Here is a 21,344-nt window from a genome sequence, read left to right as displayed (position 1 = left end):
ACTGAACATGGGCCTGAATAATCAGTGGATGCAACGCGATCTCGCGGTGTTGTGGCATCCCTGCACCCAGATGAAAGACCACGAACAGCTGCCGCTGATCCCGATCAAGCGCGGTGAAGGCGTGTGGCTGGAAGACTTCGAAGGCAAACGCTACCTCGACGCCGTCAGCTCCTGGTGGGTCAACGTGTTTGGCCACGCCAACCCGCGCATCAACCAGCGCATCAAGGATCAGGTCGATCAGCTGGAGCACGTGATCCTCGCCGGTTTCAGCCATCAGCCGGTGATCGAGTTGTCCGAGCGCCTGGTGAAAATGACGCCGGAAGGCCTGACCCGGTGTTTCTACGCCGATAACGGTTCGTCCTGCATCGAAGTCGCGCTGAAAATGAGCTTTCACTACTGGCTCAACCGCGGCCAGCCGAACAAGAAGCGCTTCGTCACCCTGACCAACAGCTACCACGGCGAAACCATGGCGGCGATGTCGGTGGGTGACGTGCCGCTGTTCACCGAAACCTACAAGGCGTTGCTGCTGAACACCATCAAGGTGCCGAGCCCCGATTGCTACCTGCGCCCCGAAGGCATGAGCTGGGAAGAACACTCGCGCAACATGTTCGCCGCCATGGAACAGACCCTGGCCGAGAACCACGACACCGTCGCCGCAGTGATTGTCGAGCCGCTGATCCAGGGCGCCGGTGGCATGCGCATGTATCACCCGGTGTATCTCAAATTGCTGCGTGAAGCCTGCGACCGTTATGGCGTACATCTTATTCACGACGAAATCGCCGTGGGCTTCGGCCGCACCGGGACGATGTTCGCCTGTGAACAGGCCGGCATCCGCCCGGACTTCCTCTGCTTGTCCAAGGCCCTGACCGGCGGCTACCTGCCGCTGGCAGCCTGCGTGACGACTGAAGACGTCTACAGCGCGTTCTACGACGACTACCCGACCCTGCGCGCCTTCCTGCATTCGCACAGCTACACCGGCAATCCACTGGCGTGCGCGGCGGCATTGGCGACGCTGGATATCTTCGAAGAAGACAACGTCATCGAGAACAACAAGGCCCTGGCTCAGCGCATGGCCAGCGCCACTGCGCACCTGGTCGATCACCCGAACGTTTCGGAAGTGCGCCAGACCGGCATGGTGCTGGCTATCGAGATGGTCAAGGACAAGGCGACGAAAGAAGCGTACCCGTGGCAGGAACGTCGCGGCTTGAAGGTGTTCCAGCATGCGTTGGAACGCGGTGCTTTACTTCGACCGTTGGGCAGCGTGGTGTACTTCCTGCCGCCGTACGTGATTACGCCGGAGCAGATCGATTTTCTGGCCGAAGTGGCCAGTGAAGGCATCGACATCGCTACTCGCGATAGCGTCAGTGTTTCGGTACCGAAAGACTTTCACCCGGGCTTCCGAGATCCGGGCTAACAGTCACCGAGAAACCCTGTGGCGAGGGGATTTATCCCCGTTGGGCTGCGAAGCGGCCCCAAAGATGGGACTGCTGCGCAGTCCAACGGGGATAAATCCCCTCGCCACAAAAGCAAGCTCGCCCCCAATTACAATGCCGCACATCAGATTCAGTAGAGACCCAGCATGAGACTGTCCCGCTTCTTCATCGACGCCCCCCTGAGCATCGGCCAACACGAGTTGCCCGAGGCCCAGGCCCATTACATCAGCCGCGTGCTGCGCATGGCCGAGGGTGATGCGCTGCAACTGTTCGACGGCTCGGGCCATGAGTTTCGCGCCACGCTGGTGGAGGTCGGCAAGAAGCGCGTCGTCGTGCAGATCGATGAAAGCTTCGCCGGGCAGGTCGAATCGACGCTTGCGATCCATCTCGGCCAAGGCTTGTCCCGTGGCGAGCGCATGGATTGGGCGATTCAGAAAGCCACTGAATTGGGCGTCACTGAAATCACCCCGATTTTCAGCGACCGCTGTGAAGTCCGTCTGAAGGACGAACGCGCCGACAAACGCTTGATGCACTGGCGCCAGGTGGCGATCAGCGCGTGCGAGCAATGCGGGCGTTCACGGGTGCCGGTGATTCATCCGCCGCTGTTATTGGCGGACTGGTTGAAGCAGACCGAAGCTGAATTGAAACTGGTGCTGCACCCGGTGGCTGAGCCGTTGGTGAGTCATGAGAAGCCTGGGACGTTAGCGTTTCTGATCGGGCCTGAGGGTGGGCTGTCGGATGCTGAAGTCGATCAGGCAAAGAGCGCCGGGTTCCATGCCGCTCGCCTCGGGCCTCGGGTGTTGCGGACAGAGACCGCGCCGGTGGTTGCACTGGCGGTGGCCCAGCAGCTTTGGGGAGATTTCTAGGCCGCCATCGCTAGCAGGCTAGCTCCCACATTGAATTTTGGGTGTTCACCGGAGATCTCCTGTGGGAGCTAGCCTGCTAGCGATTGGCCGCGACGCGGTTTAAAGGACATAAAACATAATCGCGACAAAGTGCAGCACACTCCCCGCAATCACGAACAAATGCCAGATCCCGTGCGCATGCCGCAAACGGCTGTCCAGCGCAAAAAAGACAATCCCCACGGTGTACAACACCCCGCCCGACGCCAGCCAGGCAAACCCTGTACTGCCCAGCGCCGCGAGCAACGGCTTGACCGCCACAAGCACGATCCAGCCCATCACCGCATAAATCACGATCGAGAGAACCCGCGCTTCCGAACGCGGCTTGATCTCTTGCAGAATGCCGATCAGCGCCAGCCCCCAGACAATCCCGAACAGCGTCCAGCCCCACGGCCCGCGCAAGGTCACCAGGCAGAACGGCGTGTAACTGCCGGCAATCAGCAGGTAGATCGAAAAGTGATCGACCTTCTGCATGATCGCTTTCTTGCGCCCGCGCACGCTGTGGTACACGGTCGATGCGCTGTAAAGCACCATCAAGGTAAACCCGTAAATCGCCACGCTGACGATCTTCCACGGGCTGCCGTCCATGCTGGCAATCACCAGCATCCACACCACCCCGACCGTCGCCGCCACCGCCCCGACCAGATGCGTCCAGGCGTTCAATCTTTCCCCGTGATACATGTGTCGCTCACCTCAAAATTCGTTACAACATCGCGCAAGGCTCAGGCCTTGAGATTAAAAGCGCAATGTTTCAGATCACAAATCCCCTCATGCGTGCACAATCGAGCCATTCGAATAAGAGTCCACGCCATGTTGATCGACGAAGAGTTGACCCTGAAAAAACTCGAGGTGTTCCTCGCCTTCATGCGCACTGGCAACCTGGCCCGGGCCGCCGCCGAGTTGCAGACCAGCAACGTCAGCGTGCACCGCGCCATTCACTCCCTGGAAAGCGCTTTGCGCTGCCCACTGTTCAAACACGAAGGCCGCAACCTGACACCGCTGGAAAGCGCTTATGTGCTGGAAGAGCGGGCGCAGAAACTGATTCAGGACGTGGTCGAAACCGTGCGCCTGACCCGCGAAGCGGCCGGGTTCTCGGCTGAACGCTTCAAGCTCGGCTCGTTGTATTCGCTGACGGTGAAGACCGTACCGCAGCTGATCATGGGCCTGAAAATCCGCCGCAGCGAACTCAACATCGACCTGATCCTCGGCTCGAATTTCGACTTGCTATACAAGCTCAAGAACATGGAAGTCGACGCGATCCTGGTGTCGCTGGACGAGAGCGTCAACGACCCGGACTGCGAGCAGATTCCGCTGTTTTCCGATGACATCTTCCTGGCCACGCCGGCGGATTCGAAGTTTGCCCAACGGGCCGAAGTGGACCTGGCCGAAGTGCGCGACGAAACGTTCATCACCCTGACCCAGGGGTTTGCCACGCATCAGGACGGCAACCGGGTGTTCAAGCAGGCGGGGTTCGAGCCGAAGGTGGCGATGCAGGTTAACGACATCTTTACCCTGCTGAGCATGGTCAGCTCGGGGGTGGGTTATGCGCTGCTGCCGGGGCGGATTGCGGCGGTGTATGAGAACCGGGTAAAGCTGATTCCGTTGCAGGAAAAGTACCGGTTGCAGCAGCACATAGGCGTGGTGTTTTTGAAGGCCAAGGAGCGAGATCCGAATTTGTTGGCGTTGTTGGCGGAGTGTCGGATGTATGCCAATCGCAATGCTGTGGTGTGACTGAAAACCACCCCTCACCCCAGCCCTCTCCCCAATGGGGAGAGGGGGAAAGGGGGCCGATCTCCATGGTTTTCAAACCTGAGCTCGACTCGATATTTCAGGTCGCAGAATTTCTGAAGAAATCCCGGATCAGTCCCCTCGCCCCTTTGGGGAGAGGGTTAGGGTGAGGGGTGGTTTTGGAGTACTAGCCAACGATTCCGCGAACAATGAAGTACAGCAGCGATGGCCCCAGCAAGCACCCAAGCCCGGTATGGAACGTCGCCGTCAACGCGCCATAAGGCACCAACCGCCGATCCGTCGCCGCCAACCCGGCCGTCACACCGCTGACAGTGCCGGCCAGCCCGCCAAACACCATCGCCGAACGCGGGTTATCCAGCCCCATCCAGCGCGCGGCCATCGGCGTGCCGACCATCACCAGAATCGCCTTGATCAACCCGGTGGCAATCGACAACGCAACCACATCCGAACTCGCGCCAATCGCCGCACCGGTCACCGGCCCGACGATGTATGTCACCGCGCCCGCGCCAATGGTGGTCATGCTGATCGCATCGCGATAACCGAACGCCCAGGCCATGCTCGCGCCGACAATGAACGGCAGGATCGTGCCCAGCAGCAGCGCAATCACGCCAATCAACCCGGCCTTTTTCGCTTCGGTGGCCTGCACTTCGAACGCCGTAGCGACGATGGCAAAATCACGCAACATCGCGCCGCCCATCAAACCGATACCCGAGAACAGTGTCAGGTCCGCCAGGCCTTTTTGCCCACCGGTCATGGTGCCGCCGACCCAGGCCAGCACCAGCCCGATGACAATGGCAATCGCCGAGCCGTGAATCCGTCCGAACGTCAGCCGTTTGGACAACACCACCGACACCCACATGATCACGCCAACGAATGCGAACGCTGTGACCAGTCCGTTATTTGCCAGGCCTTTCTCAATGATTTCCAACATATCAACGGCCTCCTGCTGGCGTGCCAACCGGAGTTAATTCCACCGGTTCATCAGGCAACGGTTCGCCTTTGTGAGTGCGGCTGATCAGCGCAATCGTGCAGCCACAAATCACCACCGAACCGATTGCTGCCAACACCGCCACCGGGCCGCCGTGCAGGGCAGTCACGACGTTCTGTTGCGCAGCCATCGCGACCACCACCGGAATGTACATCGCGCCCCAGAAGCCGACGCCCATCTCGCAGTCCTTAGTCATGCCACCGCGTTTCTGCATCCACAGCCGTGCGCAGATCAACAGAATCATTGCGATCCCGACCCCGCCGACGTTTGATTTCACCCCCAGCAATACGCCAAGCATGTCACCCAGGATCACCCCTGCCAGCGTACAGATCGCCAACAGCGCCACACCGTAAATAATCATTGTTGTTGTCCTCAAAGTGCATCGTCGAATGTTGTTTTTGTTGTTCGAAGGCCTGAGTCGGTGGTCTAGGGTTGGCGGCTTCCCTCCTCACGCAACAGCGCCTGCAAGGTATCGAGGCGAGCACCGTCGAAAGCGATCACGGTGCCTTGCTCGAACACCCGGCGCGCCAGCCCGGTCAGCACCGCACCGGGCGGCAGTTCGATCTGTAGACGTACGCCACGCTCGTAAGCGCTTTGCACGGTGCCGCGCCAGTCGACGACGCGGCACATGTTGAAAGCCAGGTCATCGCGCAGGGCTTCGGTGTTGATGATGGGCCGGGCGCGACTGCCACTCAGGTAGCCCAATGTTGGTGTTTTCAGTTGCACTTTGGCGAAGGCTTCTGCCAGGGTTTTCGCCGGAGTTTCCAGCAGCGGGCAATGGGACGGCACGCTGACCGCAAGACGTTTGGCCAAGCCTGCACCGCGAACTCGCGCCAGCTCTGCGACGGCTTTCATCGCTGCATCACTACCGGCAATGACCACCTGGTTATCGGCATTGATATTGGCCAGATAAACCGGGGTGTCGACGCTGTGAACCTGCGCCAGCAATCCTTCCACTGTGGACAAATCAAGACCGATGATCGCGGTCATGCCGTAGCCTTGTGGATAAGCCCGCTGCATCAATTCACCGCGCAGGCTGACCAGATGCAGCGCATCGCTGAAGCTCAAGGCGCCAGCCACCACCGCTGCCGGGTAGGCGCCGATGGACAATCCCGCCACGTAATCCGGCGCCATTGATAACTGGCGCGAAGCCGCGACACCGGCAATCAACAAACAAAGCTGAACGGCCCGTGTCGACTTCAATGCCTCGGCAGAATCCAGCAGCAACGCGTCTTCGCCAAGCGTTTCACTCGCCTCGATCACCGTTTCGCGAGGCAAACGATGGAGCATGCCCGACTGCTGCGCGCCCTGGCCGGGGAACACCAGCAAACTGCTCATGCTGCTTGCTCCCACGGATCAATGACAAGGCAGGCTTCACGGGCGTTTTTCAACAAAACCTGGCGGGCAGGGCCGGCCCATTCGCGCAGGGCGACGGCACCGAAAGGTGTCTGCAACTGCATGTCCACCTGGCACAAAGCAGTATCCAGAATCTTCACCAGTTCCTGCGCCCTCAATCGGTCCAGCAGATGCGGCGTGCGCAGGATCAAGTCGAGATCACTGCCCTCGTGCAACGCCTGAAAACCGCTGGCCAATTCAAACCCGGCACTGCCGCTGACGCCCCACGCCCAACCACAATCGTCCAGCAGTGGCCGCAGCTGATTGAGGGCGTGTATTGCTGGTAGATCCCGCTCAATCAAGACATGACAAAGGTCTTCCGGTTGGACGCGACGAGAAATCGCATCGATCGCCATCGAGGTCGCATAACGCTGCTCACGCAAGCGCCCACGCACCCCGACCGCAACCTGACCCGACGCACTCAACGCACGCCGAACCACCACCGGTTGACCCGCACTGATCGACTCGATCACCCACGCAGGCGCGTCCACCGGCAACTGCTCCGGAGTCATGCCCCAAAGCAGGTCGTGGGCCAGGAACGTATTCACCACTGTTGTCTCAGCAGTTGGCGAACCTTGCTCGATGCTGCGCGGTTGGTCGCGCCCAAGCGGCTGCTCAGATCACGACCGTTGGCGGGAACATCGCCAATCGCCTGAATCAAACATTCAGTCACGCGCGCCAGGTCGGCTACGGTTGGCTGTTCAATCTGCTCGACCGACAAGGTTTCCCAAAGCAATCCCAGACTCGCATAGCTGTCGATGTCATACGCCATCGGCGGCACGCTGGCAGCCAGCGCTTCAAGCTCCTCGACACTGCGCAAGGTCACCCGCGCCGCCGAAGCCTTGCCCATCGCATGCACCATCACGCCGGGATCACGCAGCGCAATCAAGCGATTGGCCTGATACCCATGAGCCAGGAACGCCCCGGACATCGCCTTGCCCACCAGCAAACCAATCACCGCGTGGCCGGCCAACCGGGCGCGAGCATAGCTGTCCGCCGCACCGGCCAGGGCCTGATGAATCCCCAGCGCTTCTTCGCGACGACCGTAAGCCTGACTCGGCACATCGACGATGGCGATCAGGGCGCGCTTGTGCGGTGTATCCAGATCGGCGGTGATAACTTCATCCACAGCCTTGGCCAGACCCCAGCCTTCCAGCAGACCGACCTCGCCATTGCGGGCGCGGACGAAACGGTTGTCGGGGTCAGCCACCACGGCGATAAACCGTACAGCCTGATCACCCAACACACCGTCGGCCACCTTCAATGAATCGGGCAAACCATCGACCGGTTTCGCGCCTGCACTCAAGGCGTTGAACCAGTTCAAGCCCCTCAGGGAATACGTGCTCATGAGCGCTCTCCTTGATACAGATCGCGAACCGTCGCCGGCTCGATTTGCGGCATAGCGTCCAGACGGGCCAGCCGCTGCAAGAACAGGTCGGCCTGACGGCTGCGTTGTTGTTCTGGCAGACCTTGCTTGAGCAATTCACTGATCTGCTGCTGAATCTGCGCCACATCATCGGCGACATAACGGTCCACCAAACCACTGGCAAACCGTTGCTCGCCGCCGGTCAGGCTCCAGATGAAAGGACGGTCGCGAGAGTCATATTCCTCAAGCCCCGCTTCCTGTTCGATCACTTGCGGACCGTTGAGGCCAAGTCGCGCTTCCTGAGTCACCAGCAAATAGCTGCATAACCCGGCGGCAATCGACATCCCGCCGAAGCAACCCACGCTGCCGGCGACGACACCAACGACTGGCTGGTATTGGCGCAGATCGACAATCGCCGCATGAATATCGGCAATCGCCGCCAGCCCGAGGTTGGCTTCCTGCAAACGCACACCGCCGGTTTCCAGCAGCAACACGGCGCGGGTTGGAATGCCGTTGCGGTTATCTTCGGCGGCCAATTCCAGCGCGCCGGCCATTTTCGCCCCGCCGACTTCGCCGAGACTGCCGCCCTGAAACGCGCCTTCAATGGCGGCAATCACCACCGGTAAACCACCGATGCTGCCTTTGGCAATCACCACGCCGTCGTCGGCTTGCGGCACCACGCCCTGGCGCGACAGCCACGGCGACATGACACGTTGAAACGGGTCGAGTAATTCTCGGAAGGTGCCGGCGTCGAGCAAGGCTTTCGCACGTTGCCGTGCACCGAGTTCGACGAAGCTGTGCTTCTGGAGGAGATCAGTCATGGCCGATCTCCTCAAAACCTTGTTCCAGACGCAAGCGCACAACGCCCGGTGTCGCGCCGAAATCGTGGATATCGATGGCCATCGCCGGCGGTGTCTGGCCGTCGAACATCCGGGCAAACAGATGCTGCCAGCGTTGTTCCGCGCCATTGACCGAGGTCTGCACCTTGATCGTCAGTTTGCCGGCCTGACCCGGTTCGATCAGCACTTCCAGATCGCCCGAACCGACGCAGCCCACCAGCGTGCGACCGCGTGGCGGCTGCCCGGCGGGGAATTCAAAGGATAAGGTTTCCATCAGCAAGCTCCGGACTCGATGCGGTCGATAAACAGGCAGGCGGCGAGCAAATCCGCTGCACCACCGGGCGACGCATTCAATGCGATTAATTGTTCGTCCAGCTCATGCAAACGGCGGCGACCGGCGAGGCTGGCACTGCCGCCCGCATCGAGTACGGCCTGGGCACCGAGTTGCATGGCGTTAAGACCGTGTTCGCCCGCGCGGTAGAGCACGCAGGTGTCGACAAGATTGGTCATGATCGCCAGCAAGGCATCAAGCCGGGCGTTCTGCTCGCCATGGCCCAAGGCGCGGCTGCGTTTGAGTTGCGGCAAGGCGCGTTGCAGCACTGCCGGGAAACCGAGCTGAGCTTCTTCACGGGCACCGCGCGCGCCGTAACGTTGAGCGACTTGGGCGCCATGGCTGAATGGACGCGGTGCGTAACGGTCTTCGAGTAAAGCAAGGCGTGCGGCGCGCAAAGCAATCGAACCTGCGGCACTGGATTCAGGCTCAAGCGCGGCGGCGGTGACCAAAAGCCCCAAGGCCCAGATCGCCCCGCGATGAGTGTTCACGCCGCCAGTGGTGGCGAGCATCGCTTGCTCCCCTTCCCGACCCATACGCCCGACGGCTTCGCGCAGCGGCAAGCAGACTTCGCCGTACTCGCCGGCTGCTTCCGCCATTTCCTTGAATGCAGGCCACAGGGACAACGCCGAAGCGTGCATCAGCCCGAGGTGCAAATCGGTATGGGCGCCGTTGCCACGACGGTCGACCAGCGCCGGTTTCGGCGACAGGTCCGCTTCGTCGATCAACGCGTCCACGGCCATGTCCGCCAGCTGTTCAGCCAGGGAAAGCGTTTTCGGTTGCAGGTTGAATGCGTGCATTACCAGCTCCTGAACTTGGCGGGCGGGTTGTAGAGGCCCCCGGACCACTCGACGAGATCGGCCACACTTTTAGCAGCGAGCAATTCGCGGGTGGCGTCGGTGCGGCGGATGCCGAGGTCTTCGGGCAAGGCGATCAGGCCTTCGCGGCGCATGCGCGCGGTGTCTTTCGGGTTGTGGCGCAGGCCGATGGCGGTCACCCCGGCCACGGCGGCGATCATGGCCTGGCGTTCTTCGAGCGAGCGGGCCTTGTACAAATAGGCGATGCCTTCTTCGGTCAGCAGGTGGGTAACGTCGTCGCCGTAGACCATGATCGGCGCGAGTGGCATGCCGCTTTTTTTCGCCACCTCGATCGCATCGAGGGTTTCGACGAAGGTCGGTTTGCCGCCCTCCTGGAAGGTCTCGACCATTTGCACCACGAGTTTTTTGCCGCGTTCGAGCAAGGCTTCGGGCGCATCGTCGTGGCGCATGTCGAGCCAGGCCGGTGTGCTATGACGACGACCGCGCGGGTCGTGGCCCATGTTTGGAGCACCGCCGAAACCAGCCAAACGTCCACGCGTCACGGTGGAGGAATGCCCGTCGCCATCGACTTGTAATGTCGCGCCGATGAACAGGTCCACCGCGTATTGCCCGGCGAGTTGGCAGAACATCCGGTTGGAACGCAGGGAGCCGTCGCGCCCGGTGAAGAACACGTCCGGCCGCGCGGCGATGTAGTTTTCCATCCCCAGTTCGGTGCCGAAGCAATGCACGCTTTCGACCCAGCCGCTTTCGATGGCGGGGATCAAGGTCGGGTGCGGATTGAGCGTCCAGTTGCGGCAGATCTTGCCTTTGAGTCCGAGGGATTCGCCGTAGGTCGGCAGGATCAATTCGATGGCGGCGGTGTTGAAACCGATGCCGTGGTTCAGGGACTGGACGTTATGTTTTTCGTAGATCCCGCGGATCGCCATCATCGCCATCAGCACGTGTACTGGCTTGATGTGCCGTGGGTCGCGGGTGAACAGCGGTTCGATGTAGAACGGCTTGTCGGCCACCACCACGAAATCGACCCAGGACGCGGGGATATCGACTCGCGGCAGGTCGCTGACATCGTCCACCAATTGATTGACCTGGACGATGACGATGCCGTCGCTGAACGCGGCCGGTTCGATCAATGCGGGGGTGTCTTCGGTGCTCGGGCCGGTGTAGATGTTGCCGGCGCGGTCGGCCATGAAACCGGCCGAGAGCACGACGTTGGGAATCAGGTCGACCACCAGCCGCGCATAGAGCTCGATGTAGGTGTGGATCGCGCCGATTTCCAGCAGGCCGTCTTCCAGCAACTGGCTGATGCGCAGGCTCTGTGTGCCGGCGAAGGAGAAGTCGAGTTTGCGGGCGATGCCGCGTTCAAACAGGTCCAGATGCTCGGAGCGGCCGACGCTGGGCATGATCATGTGCAGGTCATGCAGCTTGGCGGGATCGGCCTTGGCCAGGGAGCGGGAGAGGAAATCCGCCTGCTTCTGGTTATTGCCCTCCAGCACCACGCGGTCGCCGGGCAGGATCAGGGCTTCCAGCGCTGCAACGATGTTGTCGGTGGGCAGCACCACACCGTCGGCCAGACCTCGCACAAGCTCGAGACGCCGCTGCTTTTCGCTGCGCCGCCGCGTCCATCGCGAGTCGGGGGATATTGTTGTAGTCATGACCACTCCACGGGTTCGCTGTCGTGGGAGTCACCTTAGGAGTGTTGGGTGGGGGGCATCAATCAAGCAGAGAGACGGATCGTTACGGTCAGGGTAATGGTTTGAAATGTTGGGTGGCTGTTAGATCCACCCCTCACCCTAACCCTCTCCCCAGAGGGGCGAGCGGACTGACCGAGGTGTTCTTGGAGCTACATCGACCTGAAATATCGAGTCGAACTCAAGTTTTGAAAAGCTTGAAGATCGGCTCCCTTTCCCCTCTCCCCTCTGGGGAGAGGGCTGGGGTGAGGGGTGGATTTCGAACACACCTAGTTTTCGTGTTGAAACCTCTGTCCTCAGAAAGCTCCACAGCGATCAGCGACAAGTCCCAAAAAAGGACCGATCAGTCCCTTTTTGGGAATCTTCAACCTGTCGCGAGCTGAATGGGGATTTGTGTTTAAAAGTTGCGCGGCAGGAAGGGTGAGCGACTACGCAGTCTGGCGTTGCTACCTACAGCAATGCGGGAACCCGCTGACTGGTGGGGTTTTACGTTGATCTTTATCGTTTATGGGTCGCTGCCAATTCAGCGACCGGGTCTGGACCCCCGAGGTGTAGAAGGCGCAATAGCGCCCCCTCATGACGTATGCTTGCGCACCTTTAATGTGTGTACTCCGTTATGGCGGCTGTGCGCGGGAGACTTTCGGGTCTACCGGGTTTTCTCCACCTCGGGTTCCAGCCCGCGTACAGCTGCCACCCCTTCGGCTGGAACCGATGGAGCAGCTGAAACTCATTACTGGAGATTTCACTATGTTCAAAGCCACTCCCAACCCCCCAGAAACCGACACCGATCCAGAGGCAGCCCTCGAAGCCGAAAAACTCAAAGAAGCCGCCGACCGCGCCTTCGCTCATTACTTCCCGCCCGCCCACGAAAAACCGGGCAAGCGCCGCAAGCATCCCCTCTTCACCGTCTCCCCCGATATCGATACCGAAGCCCTGCTGGCCAACGCCTCTGAAGACTTGCTGTCCATCAGCGCCATTGCGGCCGATCTGGCGGACGATGTGGAAGATCACGCCGCTCAGTAGCCTTGGCACTCAGCCGGATGGCCGATGGTGTGCAGTTGTTGGTGGAGCGGGCGCTGGATCATAACGAGTCGTTGCAGATGCAGCTGCGGGCTCAGGCCAAGGTTTAGCCGTTAGTTTTGCGGTGAATTGAAGGCCGCCTTCGCGGGCAAGTCGGATCGCCGCCCGCTCGCTCCTACAAGGACCACGCGAATCCTGTAGGAGCGAGGCTTGCCCGCGAAGGGGCCCGTTAGACTAGCCCGGCATTCACAAGCAAATCCTCAAGCGCCAGCAAATCCGGGACTTTGGCCACTTGCTCCCCCACCTGCACCGCCGCCTGTTCCAGCGAGCACAACGGCACATCGACATAACTCAACTGACTGTCGAGCTTGTACGACCGTGGAATCCCCTGCACCAGCAGCGCAATGAACTTCAGCTCCGGGCGTCCGCCCAAGGCATTCAGAATCACAATCCGCGCCCGCTCGCCGATGACGACTTTATTGCCGCACGCAGACTCAAAACTCAGCAACGGAATCTGCCGATCCCGCCACTTCACCAACCCCAGATACCACGGCGGTGTGTCCAGATCGAAGGCCCCCGGTTGATAGGCAATCAACTCCGCCACCGCCACGTTGGGCAGAATCAGATTGCGGTCAGCCAACGGCAACAGCAGGCCGGTGAGATTGCTGGTGCGATGTTCAAGCATGGGTTTTGCTCCACAGGGCGATGCTTTCGAGCAGCACCGATTCCTGGTACGGCTTGCCGAGGTAGTCGTTGACGCCGATGGCCATGGCGCGGTCGCGGTGTTTCTGGCCGGTGCGGGAGGTGATCATGATGATCGGCAAGTGCTGCAAACGTTCGTCGCTTCGCACTTGGGTCGCCACTTCGAAACCGTCCATGCGCGGCATTTCGATGTCCAGCAGCATCAGGTCGGGCATGTGCTCTTCGAGCAGCAGCATGGCGTCGACCCCGTCCTTGGCGGTCAGCACGTTCATGCCGTGGCGTTCCAGCAGACGGCTGGTGACCTTGCGTACGGTGACCGAATCGTCGACCACCAACACCAGCAGCGGTTTATGCGGCTCGACCTCCGCGTCCTGGGTCTGCGTGCGCTGCGGCATCTGCGCCTGCATGGCGCGGATCGGCGCCAGCAAGTCGAGGATCAGCACCACCCGGCCATCGCCCAGAATCGTCGCCCCGGACAGCCCCTGCACCGACGCAAACTGCGGCCCGAGGCTTTTGACCACGATCTCCCGAGTGCCGGCCATGGAGTCAACCTGCACGGCGATATGCCGCTCGTTGCATTGCACCAGCAAAACCGGCAGCGGCAGGCTCTGGCCCAGCAGTTTCGGGCGGGTGCTGGTTTTCAGCAGCTCACCGAGGTAGCACAGTTCGTAACGTTGTCCGGCGTATTCGTAGGTCGGCGGATCGAGTCGGTAATGCCCTTCGAGTTCGTTGGGCAACACACGAACGATGCCGTCGATGGTGTTCAACGGGATCGCGTACTGATCCTCCAGACACTGCACCATCAGCGCTCGGTTGACCGACACGGTGAACGGCAGGCGAATGCGGAAGTGCACGCCCTGCCCCGGTGTCGAGTCGATGACCATGGTGCCGCCGAGTTGGCGGACCTCTTCGTGAACCACGTCCATGCCCACACCACGCCCGGAGATCTGGGTGATTTTCTCGGCGGTGGAGAACCCCGGTTGCAGGATGAATTGCAGCACGTCGCGGTCGCTGATATCGGCGTCCGGCGCCAGCAAGCCACGCTTGATCGCCTTGCGCCGCACCGCCTCCAGCGGCACGCCCGCGCCGTCGTCGCGGATGTCGAAAATGATGTCGCCGCCCTCGCGGGACAGGTCGAGCGTAATCCGACCCTGAGCCGGTTTGCCCGCCGCGATACGCACCTCGGCCGATTCCAGACCGTGGTCCACGGCGTTGCGCAGCATGTGCTCCAGCGGCGCGGCCATGCGCTCGAGCACGTTGCGATCCATCTCGCCTTCGGCGTTACCGACCACAAACTCGACGTCTTTGCCCAGCTCACTGGAGACTTGGCGGACGATGCGTTTCAACCGCGGCAGCATGCGTTCGAACGGCACCATGCGCGTGCGCATCAGGCCTTCCTGCAATTCGGTGTTGATGCGGCCCTGCTGTTGCAGCAGGTTTTCCGCGTCCTGATTGCGGCGGTCGAGGGTTTCCTTGAGGTCGAGCAGGTCGGAGGCGGATTCGAACAGCGCCCGCGACAACTGCTGCAACTGCGAGTGACGGTCCATTTCCAGCGGATCGAATTCTTCGTAGCCCAGGCGTTCTGCTTCGACTTGCTGGCGGCTGAGAATCCGTCCCTGGGTTTCGGTATCGAGCCGCCGCAACTGATCGCGCATGCGCTCGATGGTGGTTTCCATCTCGCTCAGGGCCACCTGCGCATCGTTGACCTGTTGCTCGATACGGCCACGGAAGATCGACGTTTCGCCGGCCAGGTTGACCAGGTCATCGAGCAGCTCTGCCGAGACCTTGACCATGTCGGCACCCGCTTCGGCTTGCGGTGCGGGCGTGTCCGGTTTCGGCGCGGCGGGCAGCACCACTGGCGTATCGAGAACGGCTGGATGACTGAAGTTTTTGATCGCGTCGATCAACAGTTCGGCCGACGGCAACGGCTGACCGGCGCGAGCAGCATCGAGCATTTGCGCCAGTCGGTCGTGACTGCTTTGCAGCAGCGCGAATAGCGCCGGGGTCGGTTGCAGCACGCCAGCGGACAAGCCTTCGTAGAGAAATTCCAGCTCATGGGCGAGGTCGCCGACGGGGGCAATTTCCACCATCCGCGCACCGCCCTTGAGCGTGTGCAGGTCGCGCAACAGGGTTTCCACTTCCTGGCGGTTCGACGGCTCGGCTTGCCAGCGCACGAGGGCCGCGCCGGAGTTTTCGATGATGTCGAAACCTTCCTCAAGGAAGATGTCCAGCAATTCGGGGTCATGCCCCGGCGAGTCATTGGCCGGCGCCGGCTCTGCCACTTCCGCAGTGTTGGCGTTGCCCTGTCGGAACTCGCGAATCGCCTCGATCAGCTCGTTCGGAGCACCCAGGACGTGCTGGTTTTGCAGCTGTTCAAGCAGCACCGCGAGGCGGTCATGGCTCTGTTGCAGCAGCTGCGCCAAGGTTTCACTGTGGCTGTAACGGCGATCGACCAGACCTTCGTAAAGACTTTCCAATTCATGGGCCAGGTCGCCGACCGGCTCGACCTCGGCCATCCGCGCGCCACCCTTGAGGGTGTGCAAATCGCGCTGCAAGGACGACAGCGGCGCGGCGTTTTCCGGGTCGTTCAGCCAGCGCTGCAAGGCCTGACCGGCGCTCTCGAGAATATCCACCGCTTCTTCGAGGAAGATCGAAACGATCTCGTCATCGAGCTCGACCTGGGTCGCGGTCTGTTCCAGTTCCGCGGTGGCGCTGCCCAATTCCCGGATGCTCAGGGTGCGGCTGCCGTCGCTGCGGATCAGGCCCATGGACGACGGATCAAGGCTTTCATCCAGCAAACCGCGCAAGGCCCGGATGCGTTCCGGTTGCGGGCTGACTTCCTGGCCGGCGGCCAGTTCGTCGAGCATGTTGATCAGCGCTTCGTGGGCACTTTGCGCCTCGTGGAAAAACCGGTCGCTGACCGCCAGGCTACTTTCTTCCACCGCGCCATACAGGTCGAGCAACGCTTCGCACAGTTCATCCACCGGGTGCAGATCGGCGAGATGCGCGCCTTCGCCCAAGGTGGTCAATTCATCCAGCAACGCGGTGAGTTCCTGACGCTCGCCGGGGTGCTGCTGCCAGCGCTGCAACAGGCTTTCGGCGTCCAGCAGGATGTCCATGCCTTGAGCCAGGAAGTTGTTGATCAGTTGTGGATCACGCTTGGTCCGTAGCGCGGTGTTTGGCGCTTTCAACAGTGCGTCCAGACGCTCGGCGAGCAGCGCCTTGGTGCGTTCGATCAACGAATGAGCGCCCGGAACCTCGGCCAGCGGATCACCCTTGAGTTGCCGCAGTCCGAGACGGAACAAGCCTTCGGCTTCCAGCAGCAATTCGACTTCGTCGAGGTCGAGGGCGATCAGGTGCGCCTTGTACTCACGGGCGAGTTGATCCAGCGGCGTCGCCAGTTCGGCGATCGGCAATACGCCGGCCATTGAGGCGCTGCCTTTCAAGGTGTGCAACGCCCGTTGCAACTCGTCGCTGGCCTGCAGCGGTACATGCTCGGCGGCTTGATCGAGGAAGCGGTTGAGGCTGGCGAGATGGGTTTCGGCTTCCTTGCGGAAGATCTCCAGCAACAGCGGATCGAGGGCCGCGACGTCTTGAGTGTCTTCATCGCTGGCAGGCGTATCGCCCTTGGCGAGGGCATGGGCGCGAGCGGCCAATTGGTCGACCTGATTGCATTGGCGCTGGGCATTGGCGGCAAATTCAGCCACTAGCTCCGGCAGCAGGTCCAGTGCATCGCCGAGCAATTGTTGCACCGCCGCTCCGGGCGCAACGCTGTGTTCCAGCACGCGGTTAAGGAGGTTTTCCACCGCCCACGCCAGCTCGCCCAGCACCAGCGCACGGACCATCCGGCCACTGCCTTTCAAGGTGTGGAACGCCCGGCGCAGTTCACTCAACGCGGCTTTATCGTCCGGATTGGCCGTCCAGCGCGGCAAGTATTCCCGGAGGATATCCAGGACTTCATCGGTTTCTTCGAGGAAGACTTCCCGCAGCTCATCGTCCACCGGTTCTTCGCCGGCGGGCGGTGGCAGCAGGCTGCCCGGGGTGGTCAGGGCTGGTGGATTGACCGAAGACACAGGGCTGGCCAACATATCGGCCAACGACTGGACGGTATCGGGATCATCGAGCTCTTGCAGGTCCTGCATGACCTGGGCTTCACTCGGACTGAGCACATCCTCAAGCATCGGCACCTGCTGTTCGCTGGGGAAAAACCCGAGTGACGCCAGGCTTTTTTCCGCCACGTCGAGCAATTGTTCACCCGGTGCCTCGGGGTCGTCGCTGAGACGTTCCAGGTAGTACTCGATGCTGGTGATGACGTCGGCCAGGCTGTCCAGCTCCTGCCAGCCGGGCTGGCCCGGATCGAGCAGCAGATGCTCGCGAATGAAGTGGTTGCAGGTTTCGATCAGGCTTGCCGCACGGCTCAACGGAATCATCGACAGCGCGCCACGCACCTGAGTCAGCAACGCCGGCAAGGCCTGCAAATGCTGGCGGTCCCAATCGGCGTCGATGTAGTCGACGATCATGTCCTTGGCCTGTTGCAGGCAGATGCGCGCTTCCTTGATCACGATCTGGTGGATCTGCGTCAGGTCGGTGGTCGGCAGGTGACTTTCTTCCTGGCTCTCCGGCTCCACGGTGCCGACCATGCCGGCCAGCGTCGCTTCGACGTAGAGCAAGGCCCCGGCGACGTCCATGAGAATGGCGTCGTTGGGTTCGCGCTGGCCCTGAACAAGGCTCAGCACCACCGCCAGTTGATCGATGATGACTTTGCGCGGCTGGCCGAAACCCAGCACCGCCAGGGTGTCGGCGATTTGCCGCAGCGGTGCCAACAGGGTTTCGAGATCCGAAGTGTGCTGGCGGTCACTGCGCACGAACAGATCGAGGCGCTCCTTGACCCGCACCAGTTCCTCACAGAGTGCGGCGAGCACCGAGCGCATGGCGTCACGGTCGGGACCGGCCAGGCGTGCGCGTTCTTCGTCGACCATTGCGCTGTCAGGCAGCGCGTCGTCCAGTGAGTAACGATCTTTCATGGTCAGCATCTGCCCGGTAGGATGTTCGGCCTTGGCAATGTAGAACAGCAAACTCTTGAGCAACTCCGGCGGTGCCGGTTGATTGATGCCGCGTATGCCCTGTTCGAGCAGGCGCTTGAGTTCTTTGTCGGCGTCCTTGAACAGGCTGCGCAGCGCCGGGCTGTTGGCAATCGAGCCACCGCGCATGCCTTCGACCAGCGCCGAGGCGACTTGCCACAACGGGCTCAAGGGCGCATTGCCGCACAGACCTTCAAGGCGTGAAAAAACCTTGGTCAGATAACCGAGGTTAGTGTCGTCATCCTGTTCACGCAGCAATCCGACCAGTGCCATTTGCAGCATCTGCCGCAACTTGCGCAGCACATTGGGTAACTCCGCCGGTTCAAGCAGGGCCAGCGACTCTTCGTCCAGCGCCGGCAGGTCGAGCAATTGCGGGCTGAACAGACTGGTTTCCGACAACAGGCTTTCGCCCCGGGCACTGCGCAAGTCGTTGATCAACGGCAGCACCACCAAGGGCAGGTCACGGCGCGCGCCTTGAACCCGGTCAAGGTAGATCGGCAGTTGCCCGAGGGCTTGCAACAGCAGATGAAGCGCCTCGTCGCGATGGCTGACGCGGTTCTGTTGCAGGGCGGTGGCCAGTTGTTCCATTTCTTCGGCGAGCAGGGCCGCGCCGTAGAATTCGACCATCTGCAAACTGCCGTGAACCTGATGGATGCACGCCAGGCAATCGCTCAGGGCGTGCGTCGCCTGAGGGTCATCAAGCAGGGTTTCGATTGCTTGATGAGCCACTTTCAGCGTTTCGGCAATCTCGCCTTTGACCCACTCGAGGGCCACATAGTCGTGCCGATCACCCATAACCACTCCAAATCACTGCTCTACTCAAAAAAGCATTCGCCTGCCGGGGATTCACACTTTATCCGCAGCCTGCGCCTTGGCCGCCGGCAAGGTGAAACCGGACACCGAACGCCGCAGCTGGCTGGCCATTTTCGCCAGGTTGCCGATGCTCTCGGCGGTGGCGGTGGAGCCCGATGAAGTCTGCGTGGTGATCTGCTGGATCACGTTCATCGTCAGGGAAATCTGACCGGCCGAAGACGTTTGTTGCTGCGCAGCGTTGGAAATACTCTGGATCAGCGCCGCCAGGGTCTTCGATACACCTTCGATTTCTTCCAGGGCCACTCCGGCATCCTGCGCCAGACGCGCGCCGCGCACCACTTCGGTGGTGGTTTGCTCCATGGAAATCACGGCTTCGTTGGTGTCGGTCTGAATCGCCCGCACCAGGGTTTCGATCTGCCGGGTGGCGGCGGACGAACGCTCGGCCAGCCGCTGCACTTCGTCGGCCACCACCGCAAAACCGCGCCCGGCATCTCCGGCCATCGAGGCCTGGATGGCCGCGTTGAGCGCGAGGATGTTGGTCTGGTCGGCAATGTCATCGATCAGGCTGACAATGTCGCCGATTTCCTGAGAGGACTCGCCCAGACGTTTGATGCGCTTGGCGGTGTCCTGAATCTGCTCGCGAATGTTGTCCATGCCGTGGATGGTGTTGTGCACCACCTCGTTGCCCTTGTTGGCGATTTCCACCGAACGTTCGGCTACCGCCGAAGACTCCGCAGCGTTGGCCGAGACCTGATCGATGGACTGGGCCATGTCGTTGATCGCGGTCGAGGCTTCGCTGATCTGTTGGGCCTGATGCTCCGAGGCCTGAGCCAGGTGCATGGCGGTGGCCTGGGTTTCCTGCACGGCGGCGGCGACCTGGCCGGCGGTGAGGTTGATGGTTGCCACCAGGTCGCGCAGTTGATCGACGGAATAGTTGATCGAGTCGGCGATGGTCCCGGTGAAGTCTTCGGTCACCGAGGCGGTCACGGTCAGGTCGCCGTCGGCCAGGTCTTCGATCTCGTCGAGCAGGCGCATGATCGCGTTCTGGTTGCGCTCGTTCTTCTCGGCAGTTTCGCGCAACTGGCGATTGGTTTCGCGCACCATCACCAGGCCGATGAGGATGATCGACATCAGCGCCAACAGGCCCAGCACGTAGCCGCCGATGGTGTCGGTGTCGCGCCCACCGGCGAGGTTCTCGAAACCGGTGGCCAGGTGCGAGGCTTCGTCGAGCAGGGTTTGCGACAAGGTGAAAATGTTGGTCGCCGATTCGCGAACCTTGAACAGCTCCGGCGAGGTTTCAAGGATTTCATCGACAGAACCGGAGACGAATTCGAACAGTTCGGAAATCTCGGTCAACCGGGCGCGAGCATCGCGGTCTTCGACCTGGCTGACCCGCAGCGCCGCATTGCCCTGAAGCATGCCGTTGAGCACCTGACCGAATCGCGCGGCGTCACGACCGAAAGCGTCGGCGGCTTGCTGCGAGCTCTCATCGCCGGACAGCACAGTATTCACCGCGCCCAGAATGCGTTCGGCCAACAGCGACTGACGCTGGGCCATGGCCACCTGACCGGCCGGAGCACCGCGCTGCAAGAGAATTTCGACGACTTTTTCGTACTCGACCTGCAACTGCGGCACGGTTTCGGCCAGGGTTGCGGCGACTTGATGCAACGACAGTACGGTCTGCTCGCTGGAGAGAATCGCGTCGGTGTTTTTCAGCAGGCGCTCCCAATCGAGCTGCACGGCGCGCATTTCCGGGCGCACGGTGGACGGTGCCGGCGGCAGGCCGGTGACCGGGTCGCCCTTCTTCAGGTAACCCCAGCGTTGGGCGAAGTCGTTGCGTGCATCGCTCAGCAACTTGAAGGCAGCAGCCTTGCCGGCGGCGGCTTCGGTAGCGTTCTTGGCGATGCGTTGGGACAGCACGCGCAACTCGCCGGCGTGGCCGATGTACTGTTTGTCGTACGTGGCTTGAGTGTTGAGGTAAGCGAAGTTGGCGAACAGCAGCATGATGAAGATGATCAGCGCGATGAACAGCACGATGATCTGCGAGCGGCTGCGCGATCCTTCTGGCTTGCCTGTCTTTGTTTTTATCATCGGTCCTCGCCTGTACTGCCCAATTCAACGACGCCCTTGTAGGAGCGAGGCTTGCCCGCGAAGCAGGCGCTGCGGTCTTACAGGAACACCGCGTTTTCGTTCTTCGCGGGCAAGCCTCGCTCCTACAA

The 21,344-nt window shown here is 61.3% G+C and carries 16 protein-coding genes and 1 pseudogene; 4 read left to right on the top strand and 13 right to left on the bottom strand.

The features are described from left to right. The first annotated feature begins 7 nt into the window (after nucleotides 1–7). The gene (locus tag ACYZT6_RS29355; RefSeq protein ID WP_462029662.1) at nucleotides 8–1,414 is read left to right on the top strand and encodes an adenosylmethionine--8-amino-7-oxononanoate transaminase; all 1,407 of its coding nucleotides are present in this window, start codon (nucleotides 8–10) and stop codon (nucleotides 1,412–1,414) included. Between the two features lie 165 nt (nucleotides 1,415–1,579). Continuing rightward, nucleotides 1,580–2,299 (top strand): 16S rRNA (uracil(1498)-N(3))-methyltransferase, encoded by a 720-nt coding sequence (locus ACYZT6_RS29350; protein WP_131060587.1) that lies wholly within the window; start codon nucleotides 1,580–1,582, stop codon nucleotides 2,297–2,299. 99 nt (nucleotides 2,300–2,398) lie between these two features. On the opposite strand, the gene trhA is transcribed toward ACYZT6_RS29350, so the two are convergent. Next, nucleotides 2,399–3,016, bottom strand: coding sequence for a PAQR family membrane homeostasis protein TrhA (gene trhA / locus ACYZT6_RS29345; RefSeq protein ID WP_462029661.1), 618 nt, complete (start codon nucleotides 3,014–3,016; stop codon nucleotides 2,399–2,401). Between the two features lie 129 nt (nucleotides 3,017–3,145). Between trhA and ACYZT6_RS29340 the strand changes: the two genes are divergently transcribed. Next, the gene (locus ACYZT6_RS29340) at nucleotides 3,146–4,066 is read left to right on the top strand and encodes a LysR family transcriptional regulator (RefSeq protein ID WP_223431182.1); all 921 of its coding nucleotides are present in this window, start codon (nucleotides 3,146–3,148) and stop codon (nucleotides 4,064–4,066) included. A 184-nt stretch (nucleotides 4,067–4,250) separates the two neighbouring features. Here the strand turns inward: ACYZT6_RS29340 and madM are convergent, their stop codons facing one another. The 9 genes from madM to mdcA form a co-directional block, all read right to left on the bottom strand. Then, on the bottom strand, nucleotides 4,251–5,015 hold the full coding sequence (gene madM, locus ACYZT6_RS29335) for a malonate transporter subunit MadM (protein ID WP_462029660.1): 765 nt from the start codon (nucleotides 5,013–5,015) through the stop codon (nucleotides 4,251–4,253). A 1-nt stretch (nucleotide 5,016) separates the two neighbouring features. Then, nucleotides 5,017–5,433 carry a malonate transporter subunit MadL gene (gene madL, locus ACYZT6_RS29330; protein ID WP_462029659.1) on the bottom strand — a complete coding sequence of 139 codons (417 nt, stop codon included), beginning with the start codon at nucleotides 5,431–5,433 and terminating at the stop codon, nucleotides 5,017–5,019. A 65-nt stretch (nucleotides 5,434–5,498) separates the two neighbouring features. Continuing rightward, nucleotides 5,499–6,410 carry a malonate decarboxylase subunit epsilon gene (mdcH, locus tag ACYZT6_RS29325; RefSeq protein ID WP_462029658.1) on the bottom strand — a complete coding sequence of 304 codons (912 nt, stop codon included), beginning with the start codon at nucleotides 6,408–6,410 and terminating at the stop codon, nucleotides 5,499–5,501. Then, nucleotides 6,407–7,018: a malonate decarboxylase holo-ACP synthase gene (locus ACYZT6_RS29320; RefSeq protein WP_462029657.1), complete on the bottom strand. Its 612-nt coding sequence runs from the start codon at nucleotides 7,016–7,018 to the stop codon at nucleotides 6,407–6,409. Before ACYZT6_RS29320 ends, mdcH begins: the two co-directional genes overlap by 4 nt. After that, nucleotides 7,012–7,815 carry a biotin-independent malonate decarboxylase subunit gamma gene (gene mdcE, locus ACYZT6_RS29315; RefSeq protein ID WP_462029656.1) on the bottom strand — a complete coding sequence of 268 codons (804 nt, stop codon included), beginning with the start codon at nucleotides 7,813–7,815 and terminating at the stop codon, nucleotides 7,012–7,014. The genes ACYZT6_RS29320 and mdcE overlap by 7 nt, the downstream gene beginning before the upstream one ends. Beyond that, nucleotides 7,812–8,654, bottom strand: coding sequence for a biotin-independent malonate decarboxylase subunit beta (locus ACYZT6_RS29310; protein ID WP_462029655.1), 843 nt, complete (start codon nucleotides 8,652–8,654; stop codon nucleotides 7,812–7,814). The genes mdcE and ACYZT6_RS29310 overlap by 4 nt, the downstream gene beginning before the upstream one ends. Next, complete coding sequence (locus ACYZT6_RS29305) at nucleotides 8,647–8,946, bottom strand: malonate decarboxylase subunit delta (protein ID WP_008026217.1); 300 nt, start codon at nucleotides 8,944–8,946, stop codon at nucleotides 8,647–8,649. The genes ACYZT6_RS29310 and ACYZT6_RS29305 overlap by 8 nt, the downstream gene beginning before the upstream one ends. Beyond that, complete coding sequence (locus ACYZT6_RS29300) at nucleotides 8,946–9,803, bottom strand: triphosphoribosyl-dephospho-CoA synthase (RefSeq protein ID WP_462029654.1); 858 nt, start codon at nucleotides 9,801–9,803, stop codon at nucleotides 8,946–8,948. The genes ACYZT6_RS29305 and ACYZT6_RS29300 overlap by 1 nt, the downstream gene beginning before the upstream one ends. Next, nucleotides 9,803–11,473 (bottom strand): malonate decarboxylase subunit alpha, encoded by a 1,671-nt coding sequence (gene mdcA, locus ACYZT6_RS29295; RefSeq protein ID WP_010466882.1) that lies wholly within the window; start codon nucleotides 11,471–11,473, stop codon nucleotides 9,803–9,805. Before mdcA ends, ACYZT6_RS29300 begins: the two co-directional genes overlap by 1 nt. A gap of 783 nt (nucleotides 11,474–12,256) precedes the next feature. Between mdcA and ACYZT6_RS29290 the strand changes: the two are divergent. Then, nucleotides 12,257–12,639: pseudogene (locus ACYZT6_RS29290) on the top strand (DUF6124 family protein). A 119-nt stretch (nucleotides 12,640–12,758) separates the two neighbouring features. Here ACYZT6_RS29290 and ACYZT6_RS29285 read toward each other — a convergent pair. Genes ACYZT6_RS29285 through ACYZT6_RS29275 form a run of 3 tightly spaced genes read right to left on the bottom strand, consistent with a single transcriptional unit; the run spans nucleotide 12,759 to nucleotide 21,216 of the window. Beyond that, entirely contained in the window at nucleotides 12,759–13,214 is a 456-nt protein-coding gene (locus ACYZT6_RS29285; protein WP_462029653.1) for a chemotaxis protein CheW, read from the bottom strand. Then, nucleotides 13,207–19,107, bottom strand: a complete 5,901-nt coding sequence (locus ACYZT6_RS29280) for an Hpt domain-containing protein (protein WP_462029652.1) — start codon at nucleotides 19,105–19,107, stop codon at nucleotides 13,207–13,209. The genes ACYZT6_RS29285 and ACYZT6_RS29280 overlap by 8 nt, the downstream gene beginning before the upstream one ends. Before the next feature lie 51 nt (nucleotides 19,108–19,158). Next, nucleotides 19,159–21,216 carry a methyl-accepting chemotaxis protein gene (locus ACYZT6_RS29275; RefSeq protein ID WP_462029651.1) on the bottom strand — a complete coding sequence of 686 codons (2,058 nt, stop codon included), beginning with the start codon at nucleotides 21,214–21,216 and terminating at the stop codon, nucleotides 19,159–19,161. Nucleotides 21,217–21,344 lie beyond the last annotated feature (128 nt).

The sequence above is a fragment of the Pseudomonas sp. RT6P73 genome, assembly GCF_054897715.1.
The sequence above is the reverse complement of the archived record's forward strand: the minus strand, read 5'-3'. Positions and strand labels throughout refer to the sequence as shown.

Bases quoted from the DNA above. Each gene is read 5' to 3' on its own strand.
- madM (WP_462029660.1), bottom strand. From the start codon at position 5,015: ATGTTGGAAATCATTGAGAAAGGCCTGGCAAATAACGGACTGGTCACA.
- ACYZT6_RS29285 (WP_462029653.1), bottom strand. From the start codon at position 13,214: ATGCTTGAACATCGCACCAGCAATCTCACCGGCCTGCTGTTGCCGTTG.
- ACYZT6_RS29275 (WP_462029651.1), bottom strand. From the start codon at position 21,216: ATGATAAAAACAAAGACAGGCAAGCCAGAAGGATCGCGCAGCCGCTCG.
- ACYZT6_RS29355 (WP_462029662.1), top strand. From the start codon at position 8: ATGGGCCTGAATAATCAGTGGATGCAACGCGATCTCGCGGTGTTGTGG.
- mdcH (WP_462029658.1), bottom strand. From the start codon at position 6,410: ATGAGCAGTTTGCTGGTGTTCCCCGGCCAGGGCGCGCAGCAGTCGGGC.
- mdcE (WP_462029656.1), bottom strand. From the start codon at position 7,815: ATGAGCACGTATTCCCTGAGGGGCTTGAACTGGTTCAACGCCTTGAGT.
- madL (WP_462029659.1), bottom strand. From the start codon at position 5,433: ATGATTATTTACGGTGTGGCGCTGTTGGCGATCTGTACGCTGGCAGGG.
- ACYZT6_RS29350 (WP_131060587.1), top strand. From the start codon at position 1,580: ATGAGACTGTCCCGCTTCTTCATCGACGCCCCCCTGAGCATCGGCCAA.
- ACYZT6_RS29280 (WP_462029652.1), bottom strand. From the start codon at position 19,107: ATGGGTGATCGGCACGACTATGTGGCCCTCGAGTGGGTCAAAGGCGAG.
- ACYZT6_RS29305 (WP_008026217.1), bottom strand. From the start codon at position 8,946: ATGGAAACCTTATCCTTTGAATTCCCCGCCGGGCAGCCGCCACGCGGT.
- ACYZT6_RS29310 (WP_462029655.1), bottom strand. From the start codon at position 8,654: ATGACTGATCTCCTCCAGAAGCACAGCTTCGTCGAACTCGGTGCACGG.
- ACYZT6_RS29340 (WP_223431182.1), top strand. From the start codon at position 3,146: ATGTTGATCGACGAAGAGTTGACCCTGAAAAAACTCGAGGTGTTCCTC.
- trhA (WP_462029661.1), bottom strand. From the start codon at position 3,016: ATGTATCACGGGGAAAGATTGAACGCCTGGACGCATCTGGTCGGGGCG.
- ACYZT6_RS29300 (WP_462029654.1), bottom strand. From the start codon at position 9,803: ATGCACGCATTCAACCTGCAACCGAAAACGCTTTCCCTGGCTGAACAG.
- mdcA (WP_010466882.1), bottom strand. From the start codon at position 11,473: ATGACTACAACAATATCCCCCGACTCGCGATGGACGCGGCGGCGCAGC.